This window comes from Streptomyces scabichelini, from assembly GCF_011045015.1.
GTDB lineage: Bacteria > Actinomycetota > Actinomycetes > Streptomycetales > Streptomycetaceae > Streptomyces > Streptomyces scabichelini.
This window is the reverse complement of the sequence record NZ_JAAKZY010000333.1, coordinates 1-8,261: the sequence shown is the minus strand read 5'-3', so window position 1 is coordinate 8,261 and position 8,261 is coordinate 1. Positions and strand designations below refer to the sequence as shown.

General features: G+C 72.3%; 8 protein-coding genes. 5 read left to right on the top strand and 3 right to left on the bottom strand.

The genetic code is table 11. The features are described from left to right. Nucleotides 1–113: 113 nt before the first annotated feature. Nucleotides 114–1,103 (top strand): helix-turn-helix transcriptional regulator, encoded by a 990-nt coding sequence (locus G5C60_RS48160; protein WP_165270211.1) that lies wholly within the window; start codon nucleotides 114–116, stop codon nucleotides 1,101–1,103. Here G5C60_RS48160 and G5C60_RS48155 read toward each other — a convergent pair. After that, complete coding sequence (locus tag G5C60_RS48155) at nucleotides 1,087–2,031, bottom strand: SDR family oxidoreductase (protein WP_165270209.1); 945 nt, start codon at nucleotides 2,029–2,031, stop codon at nucleotides 1,087–1,089. The genes G5C60_RS48160 and G5C60_RS48155 overlap by 17 nt on opposite strands. Nucleotides 2,032–2,176: 145 nt before the next feature. Between G5C60_RS48155 and G5C60_RS48150 the strand changes: the two genes are divergently transcribed. Further along, entirely contained in the window at nucleotides 2,177–2,695 is a 519-nt protein-coding gene (locus G5C60_RS48150) for a DUF4240 domain-containing protein (RefSeq protein WP_165270213.1), read from the top strand. A 76-nt stretch (nucleotides 2,696–2,771) separates the two neighbouring features. On the opposite strand, the gene G5C60_RS48145 is transcribed toward G5C60_RS48150, so the two are convergent. Continuing rightward, entirely contained in the window at nucleotides 2,772–3,506 is a 735-nt protein-coding gene (locus tag G5C60_RS48145) for a peptidoglycan recognition protein family protein (protein ID WP_420907484.1), read from the bottom strand. Between the two features lie 366 nt (nucleotides 3,507–3,872). Between G5C60_RS48145 and G5C60_RS48140 the strand changes: the two genes are divergently transcribed. Further along, nucleotides 3,873–5,057, top strand: a complete 1,185-nt coding sequence (locus tag G5C60_RS48140; protein WP_165270205.1) for a MarP family serine protease — start codon at nucleotides 3,873–3,875, stop codon at nucleotides 5,055–5,057. 25 nt (nucleotides 5,058–5,082) lie between these two features. On the opposite strand, the gene G5C60_RS48135 is transcribed toward G5C60_RS48140, so the two are convergent. Next, nucleotides 5,083–5,571, bottom strand: coding sequence for a GNAT family N-acetyltransferase (locus G5C60_RS48135; protein WP_165270203.1), 489 nt, complete (start codon nucleotides 5,569–5,571; stop codon nucleotides 5,083–5,085). Nucleotides 5,572–5,696: 125 nt separating this feature from the next. On the opposite strand from G5C60_RS48135, the gene G5C60_RS48130 reads away from it, so the two are divergent. Together G5C60_RS48130 and G5C60_RS48125 are read left to right on the top strand one after the other, a co-directional pair. Then, nucleotides 5,697–6,596 carry a TIGR01777 family oxidoreductase gene (locus G5C60_RS48130; protein WP_165270201.1) on the top strand — a complete coding sequence of 300 codons (900 nt, stop codon included), beginning with the start codon at nucleotides 5,697–5,699 and terminating at the stop codon, nucleotides 6,594–6,596. A 209-nt stretch (nucleotides 6,597–6,805) separates the two neighbouring features. After that, nucleotides 6,806–8,239, top strand: coding sequence for an FAD-dependent oxidoreductase (locus G5C60_RS48125; protein ID WP_165270199.1), 1,434 nt, complete (start codon nucleotides 6,806–6,808; stop codon nucleotides 8,237–8,239). Nucleotides 8,240–8,261 lie beyond the last annotated feature (22 nt).

Below are 8,261 nucleotides of genomic sequence, written 5' to 3'. Positions count from 1 at the left end.
CCCCTACCCGTCCCATCCTGAACCTGGGGGCGGAGCCCCCAGGTTCAGGATGGGACGGGTAGGGGCGGCGGGGGCGAAAACACCTGTCCGACCTCACCCGGCATCATGAACTCATGCGTGCTGCCCGGCTCATCAAAATGGTGCTGCTGCTCCAGTCCCGTCCCTCCATGACCGCCGCTGAGCTCGCCCGCGAGCTGGAGGTGTCCGAGCGGACGATCACGCGGGATGCGCAGGCGCTCTCGGAGGCCGGAGTCCCGGTGTACGCGGATCGGGGGCGGGTCGGCGGGTACCGCCTCATCGGCGGCTACCGCACGCGGCTGACCGGCCTCGCCCGGAGTGAGGCAGAGGCGCTGTTCCTGTCCGGGGTGCCGGGTGCGCTCCGCGAGATGGGCCTCGAGGACGCGGCCTCGGCGGCCAGGCTCAAGGTGTCGGCCGCCCTGCTGCCCTCCCTCCAGGACGCCCCGCACAGCGCGGCGCAGCGCTTTCATCTGGACGCGCCCGCCTGGTTCGCCGAACCCAAGACACCCGAGTTGCTGCCCGCGGTCGCGGAGGCCGTGTGGGACGACCGGCGGATCACCGCGCGCTACCGGCGTCACGAGGTCGACGTGGAGCGGGAGCTGGAGCCGTACGGGCTCGTGCTCAAGGCGGGTGTCTGGTACGTGTGCGCCCGGGTTCCGGACCCCGGCTCCTTCCGCGTCTACCGCATGGACCGGTTCACGGCGGTGGAGCCCGGCGACGAGCGCTTCGTGCGCGACGAGGGGTTCGATCTGCCGGCCTTCTGGGAGGAGCAGGCGGTGCAGTTCGCACGGTCGATCCTGCGGGCGACGGTGGTGATACGGCTGTCGGAGGCGGGCGCGCGGCAGCTGAAGTACGCCGTCGATCCGCTCTCCGCGCAGGAGGCGCTGGCCGCGGCCGGGCAGCCCGACGGTGAGGGCCGGGTGACGGTGACGCTGCCGGTCGAGTCGCACGACGTCGCGTACACCCAGCTCATGGCGCTCGGACCGGAGGTGGAGGTCCTGGAGCCGTCCGGGCTGCGGGAGCGCTTCGCGCAGGCCGCGGCCCGGACGGCGGCGTACTACGCGCGGATCACCGATAGCCCGTGACGTCAGCGGGCTTGCCCGGTCCCTCGACCTCGGCCATGTAGCGCCAGGCGTCGGGGGCCGAGCCGTCGACGTCCGTGAAGCCGTACTCCCGGGCGAGGCCGCCGCTGGAGAGCGACTGCCCGTTCCAGCGCGCCACGTCCGGGTCGGCGGCGAGCGCGGCCAGCGCCCGTCCGATGTACGTGGGCGACTCGGAGATCGCGAAGTGCGGGGCCTGCTCGATGGCGTCCCGCCAGTTCTCCTCGGTGACGTGGAAGGCGGTGTCGAGCATCGCCTCGGAGCGCAGCCAGCCCGGTGTGAGGCAGACGGCCGTACAGCCGTGCTCCTTCAGCTCCTCCCCGAGGTCGTACGCCATACGGATCGGGGTCGTCTTGGCGAGGTCGTAGAAGAAGGGTCTGCGGTAGCCGCGGTTGGACTCCGCGGTGCCGTCGGTGACTTCGACGAGCAGGCCGCCGGGGTTGCGGACCAGCAGCGGCAGCGCGCAATGGCTGGTGACGATGTGCGACTCGATGCCGAGGCGCATGACCCGCAGCCCCTTGTCGAGATCCATGGTCCACATCTTCGGCTGCTCACTCGACCCCATGTCGAGGTGGACGTCGCCGCCCCAGAGGTCGTTGACGAGGATGTCGAGGCGGCCCTGCTCGCGGTCGATGCGCTCGACGAGGGCCCGCACCTGCTCCGGCTCCAGGTGGTCCGTCGGTACGGCGATTCCCCTGCCCTCGGTTCCGGCGGCCGCGTCGACCAGTTCGGCGGTCTCCTCGATGGTCTCGGTGGGCCGGCCGACCTCGCTGACGTGGTCGCGGGTCGTCCGTCCCGTCACGTACACCGTGGCTCCGGCGCGTCCCAGCTCCACCGCCATGGCCCGCCCGGCGCCGCGCGTGGCGCCCGCGACCAGGGCGGTCTTTCCCTTGAGTGGCTGTGTGGTCTCCATACGCCGAGCATCCCGCCGAAAGCCGACATCTGCTGTCGGGCTTTCCGTCGACTGCCGTCGGACTTTCCTTCGGCATGTGCACGCATAACGATCTGCCCGTCCCCGGGTGCGCGGGCCGGGTACAGGCCCGATGCTTGTTCCCGTGATGGACGAGACGGAGTTCTGGGAGCTGGTGGACACAACCCGCGAGGCCGCCGAGGGCGACCCCGAGGAGCAGGCCGACGTGCTCGTCGAACGGCTCCTCGGCCTCGACCCGGACTCGGTCCTGGACTTCGCCCGTCACTTCGAGGCCCGCTACAACCGCGCCTACACCTGGGACCTTTGGGGCGCCGCCTGGATCCTGCTCGACGGGGCCAGCGACGACGCCTTCGACTTCTTCCGCTGCTGGCTGATCGGTCAGGGGCGGGAGGTGTACGAGGGTGCCGTGCACGAACCCGACCTGCTCGCCGAGCTCCTGACCGACTTCGACGACGAGGTCGACGGGGACGGAGAGGAGCTGGGCTACGCGGCGGACGAGGCGTACGAAGAGCTCACCGGCACCGTCGCCCCGGACCTCGGCATCCCGGCCGCGCCTGCGGAGCCGGTGGGCACGCCGATCGACTTCGAGAACCAGAAGGTCCTGGCGGAGCGCTTTCCACGGCTGTGGGAGCGATTCGCCGAGTGACCCGTACAAGCCTCACAACCCTCGTACAAACCTGTACAGACCCGTATGAGAAGGCTCAGCAGGGAGGACCTGTGAGCTACCGCCTGCCCTGGAGCTGGGCCGCCCGTTCCCTGATCGCGGGGAGGCGGGCGGTCAGGGCCCCGCCCGGGCAGGCGGTGTAGTAGCCGTCGGCGTGGCCGGAGACGGCCGTGAAGGTGCCGCGTGTGCCCGCCGCGTACTTGCTCATGCTGTTCGTGGAGACCAGCCGCACCGGGGAGCGCGGGTCGATGTCCGACAGGCCCAGCTTCCAGGCGGCGACGGCCGCGATGGCGTCGGTCATGGCCTGCGGGACGGGCACTCCCGCGGTGAAGGTGCCGATCGCCGCGATGCCCGCCGTCCCCACGTTGAAGCCCTGTGTGTGCGCCCCGACGACGGCCCGCTCGATCCCGCCCGCCCGGCCTTCGTAGACCGTGCCGCAGCGGTCGACGAGGAAGTTGTAGCCGATGTCGTCCCACTGCCGGTCTCCGGCCTGTCCGACGTACAGATAGCGGATGATGCGGGGCACGTCGGCGCAGTCGTAGTCGTTCGGCGAGTCGGTGTGATGCACGAACACGGCCAGGACGCGGTCGGCGTACCGGGCGGGCGGCCGCGTGTACGCGGCACCGCCCAGCCATCTCTCCCTGGGCACGATGACGGGCCGTTCGGCCCGGTGCCCCAGGTCGGGCCGCGGCGTCGCGGGGCGCCAGGCGGCCTTCGGCGTCCGCTCGAGGAACACGGCACAGAGGACCAGCGCGGTGACGGCCGCGAGGCCGGGCAGCCAGGCGAGGACCACGAGCACCGGACGCGGCAGACGTCTCCCGGGCGGCTTCCTGCGCACATTCCGTTTCCCTGGCACATTCCGTACGGACCCCCTGTTCCGTATGAACCGCCTGTGCCGTACGGACCTCACGCGGGCGTTCCGCAGCGCACCCAGGGGGCGTTGGGGCAGCGGCGCACGGAAGACACGCATGAGGCCCACTGTCCGGGACACCCGGGCCGTCCGCGATGTGTGCTGTGCCACCCGGTGGAACCAACGTCCCGGCCCAGGACGTTTTTAGGGTTCCACGCGCGCGTGGCCGGATTCCGGGCCCCACGCGCGCGTGTCTGATCACTGGGCCCGCACCGCACGTACTGAGGGGCCCAAGAGAAAGGGTGCTCCGTGGACCTGCTCGACATCCTGCTGTTGCTGGCGATCCTCGGCTATGCGGCGTCCGGTTACCGGCGCGGGCTCGTGGCGGGCTGCGTGTCCCTGGCCGGTTTCGTGGGCGGCGCGGTCATCGGCGTATGGGTGCTGCCCTGGGTCATGGACCTGGTGTCGCCGGGGACCACGACGGCGATGCTCACGGCGGTGCTGACCGTGCTGCTGCCCGCCGTGGTCGGACACGAGCTGGCGGGGCGCCTGGCCCTGCGACTGCGCCGCGAGCTGGACCGGGGTTCCCTGCGCGTGGTCGACGGAGTCGGCGGAGCCGCGGCCAACAGCGTCGCCGTGCTGCTGGTGGCGTGGGTCGCCGCGAGCGTGCTGGCCGCGGGCTCCTCCCCCGTCATCAGCCAGGCCATCCGCAGCTCCGCGCTGCTGGGCGCGGTGCAGAACACCATGCCGGAGACCACACCGGCCTGGTTCTCCCGCGCCACCTCGGCCCTGACGGAGGCGGGTTTCCCGCAGGTCTTCAACCCGTTCGAGAGCGAGCCCGCCACGAGCGTCGCCAAGCCCTCCGGGGACAGCGTCACCGCGGCGGCCACCCGCGCCGCGACGCGCTCCACGGTGAAGGTCGAGGGCGTCTCCGGCAGCCAGGGCCGCGAGGGCAGCGGCTTCGTGTACGCGCGCGAGCACGTGATGACCAACGCCCACGTGGTGGCCGGCATCGACGAGCCGACCGTACGGGTGGGCGGCACGGGCCGGGCGTACGAGGCGAGGGTCGTCCTCTACGACCCCGACAAGGACGTCGCCGTCCTCGACGTACCGGGCCTCGAAGCCCCCGTACTGCCCTTCGACAACAGCGCGGCCCGCGGCGACGCGGCCGTGGTCGCGGGCTACCCGCAGGACGGCGGCCTTGACCTCCAGGCGGCCACCGTCGCGACCAAGATGCAGGCCAACGGCCAGAACATCTACGGCTCCGACCCCGTCACGCGCGAGATCTACTCCATCCGCTCCACGGTCCTCCCCGGCAACTCCGGCGGCCCCCTGCTGACCACCGGCGGCAAGGTGTACGGGGTGGTCTTCGCCCGGTCGACGAGCGACAACGAGACGGGTTACGTCCTGACCGCCGACGAGGTCGCGGGCGACGCGAAGCGGGCGGCGAACGCCTCGACCCCGGTGGACACGGGCGACCTGGTCACGTCCTGAGCCGTGGTCACGTGCTGATGGAGCGTCAGAGACTGCGGCCCATCAGCACATCGTCGACGTACTTCCCGTCGAGGTAGAACTCCCCTGGCTGGATGCCCTCCACGACGAAGCCCTCCGACTCGTACAGCTTGCGGGCCGGGGTGTTGTGGCCGAGGACGCGCAGCGTGATGCGGAGCGCGCCCTGGCGGCGGGCCTCCATGATCACCGCGCGGATCAGCGCCCGGCCCACGCCCATGCCGCGCACCTCCTCGGCCACGGCGAGGCCCTGGATCTGCCGTACGTGCGCGTTGGAGGCGAGCGGGGTGGGGAAGCCGAGGCGCACATAGCCGACGAGGCGTCCGTCCACCTCCGCGACGAGGTGGTCGCGGGGCCCGAAGCGGTCGCCGAAGAACGGCTCGTACGGCGGCTCTTCCCGGGGCCTGACCGCGTGCAGATACGACCAGGTCGCACGGTCGAGACGACCCAGCGCGTCCTCGTCGTCGGGCAGGGCGGTGCGTATGTGCAGGACGGGCATGGAGGTCACTGTACGGCGGGGGTGCGAGATGTCGTCCGGTGTTTCGGCACCCCTCGGTGCACCCCTCGGTACCCCTTGGCACCCCTCAGCACGGCGGTCCGGGGCCGTTGGCGGAGGATGGGGCCATGGAACCTTCCCGAATCGCCGTGGCCGGGGCGTCCGGCCTCATCGGCAGGGCACTGGTGCGCTCACTGACCGCGGACGGGCACGAGGTGGTGCGCCTTGTGCGCCGTACGCCACGGGCGAAGGACGAGGTCGAGTGGGACCCCGAGCGGCAGTACGTCGACGCGGCGGGGCTCATCGGCTGCGACGCCGTGGTGAACCTCGCCGGTGCCGGGGTCGGCAACCGCCGCTGGACGGACGCGTACAAGCGGAAGATCCGCGACAGCCGGGTACTCGGCACGGCCGCGCTCGCGGAGGCCGTCGCCTCTCTCGATCAGCCGCCACGGGTCTTTGTGAACGGCAGCGCGATCGGTTTCTACGGAGACACCGGGGAACGGGCCGTGGACGAGAACACGCCGCCCGGAGACGGGTTTCTGCCGTCGATGTGTGTGGAGTGGGAGGAGGCGGCGGCTCCGGCACAGGAGGCGGGCGTACGGACCGTCTTCGCGCGCACCGGTCTGGTCGTGGCCGCCAAGGGCGGGGCCTGGGGACGGCTCTTCCCGCTCTTCAAGGCGGGGCTCGGCGGGCGGATGGGCGACGGACGGCAGTACTGGAGCTATATCGCGCTGCACGACGAGGTGGCCGCGCTGCGGCATCTGCTCGACACGGAGTCGTTGTCGGGCCCCTTCAACCTGACGGCTCCGCAGCCGCTGACCAACCGGGAGATCACGGCGGCGATGGGGCGGGTGCTGCATCGGCCCACGCTCTTCGCGGTGCCCGCGCCCGCGCTGCGGCTGGTGCTCGGCGAGCTGGCCGGGGATGTGCTGGGGAGCCAACGGGTGCTGCCCACCCGGCTGTTGGAGTCGGGCTTCTCCTTCGCGTTCCCCGAAATCGAGCAGGCCATCCGGGCGGCCGGAAGCTGACGGCGGCATGCGGCGACAGGCGGCGTGGCGAGGCCATCGCTCAGGTCGATGTCCGCCGGTCGCATGCGACCGGCGTGCGCCCGTGCCCTGTTGATGCGCGACTTCCGCGAACCGGGTGGAGCCCTACCCTCGTCCAGAGACTCCGGAATTCCGGAAGCGTGTCGGGGGCATGACACCTCCAGGAGCCGCGCGACCTCGAGGAGGGGCACGTGCTTGAGCCCGCTTGCCAGGCGGACGTCGTGATCGTGGGGGCCGGGGTCGCGGGACTCTCGGCTGCCCACCGTCTGATCAGTGCAGGAGTAACGACCGTGGTCCTGGAGGCCGCCCCTTACGCGGGCGGCCGTATGTCGACCGAGAAGATCGACGGCTTCCGGCTCGACCGGATCGGCCGGCTGCTGTCCACCGCGTACCCGGAGATACGCATGGCTCCGGGTCTCGACGCCCTGGCCCTGCGCCCGTTCGCACCGGGCGTTCTCGTCCATGCCGAGGGGCGCACCCACCGGGCGGGCGAGCCCGGGGGCGCACGGGGCGCACTCGGCGCGGCACGCGCCCTTGTGGCCGCCCCTCGCAGGCCGCCTCGCAGGCCTCGCGCCGCCCGGCGGGCGGGGCAGCCGGGCGACAGCACCGACGCGTGGTCGCCGCATGCCGCCGACCCGTCCACCGCCACTTCCACCGTGCCTTCCCTGCCACGGGCCTTCCCGCCGCTCGGCGGTGCCCTCGACCAGGCGCGGCTCGCTTCCGCGCTCGGGCGGATCGCGGCGGCACCTGTGGAGCGGTTGCTGGCGCGGCCGGAGCGGTCGGCCGGACGTGCGCTGGCAGCACGCGGGATGCCCGCTCGCACGGTCGAGGGTTTTCTGCGGCCGTTGCTGGCCGCGTTGCTCTGCGACCCGGATCTGACGACGTCCAGCCGGTGCGCGGACCTCGCGCTGCGCACCTTCGCCTCCGGGCGGCTGTGCGTGCCGGAGGGCGGTGCCGACACGGTGCCGGAGCTGCTCGCGGGAGCGCTGCCGCCCGGGACGGTACGCACCGGCGTGCAAGTCACGTCCGTGTCCACGACGTCCGTGCGCACCGCGGAACACGGTGAACTCCGCTGCCGCGCCGTCCTGTTGGCGACCGGCGCCCGCACGGCGGCCGAGTTGCTGCCCGGTCTGCGGGTGCCGTCGTTCCACCCCGTGACGACGGTGCACCACACGGCCGACGAGGTGCCGTCGGCCGGAGCCGCGCTGCTCCTCGACGCGGACCGCCGCGGCCCGGTGGCCCACACCGCCGTCCTCAGCGAGGTCGACCCGTCCCGGGCGCCGGCCGGCCGTGCCCTGATCTCGTCCACGATCCTCGGCGCACCGCCGCCGGACGTCGACAGGGTCGTGCGCGCGCACCTGGCCGACCTGTACGGCACGTCCACGCACCGCTGGGAGTTGCTGGCGGTCCACCACACCCCGGACGCCGTCCCCGCGATGCCACCCCCGCACGACCTGCGCCGCCCCGTCCGCCTCCTCGCCGGCCTGTACGTCTGCGGCGACCACCGCGACACCAGCACGGTCCAGGGCGCCCTGCACTCGGGCCACCGCGCGGCGACGGCCCTCCTGGCGGACCTGGGGGCCGACTCGGCGTCCGCGGCGGCTCCGTTACCCAAGGCCGCGTAACCGGAAAGGGGCGGGCAAGGAC

Bases quoted from the DNA above. Each gene is read 5' to 3' on its own strand.
- G5C60_RS48160 (WP_165270211.1), top strand. From the start codon at position 114: ATGCGTGCTGCCCGGCTCATCAAAATGGTGCTGCTGCTCCAGTCCCGT.
- G5C60_RS48135 (WP_165270203.1), bottom strand. From the start codon at position 5,571: ATGCCCGTCCTGCACATACGCACCGCCCTGCCCGACGACGAGGACGCG.
- G5C60_RS48150 (WP_165270213.1), top strand. From the start codon at position 2,177: ATGGACGAGACGGAGTTCTGGGAGCTGGTGGACACAACCCGCGAGGCC.
- G5C60_RS48155 (WP_165270209.1), bottom strand. From the start codon at position 2,031: ATGGAGACCACACAGCCACTCAAGGGAAAGACCGCCCTGGTCGCGGGC.
- G5C60_RS48130 (WP_165270201.1), top strand. From the start codon at position 5,697: ATGGAACCTTCCCGAATCGCCGTGGCCGGGGCGTCCGGCCTCATCGGC.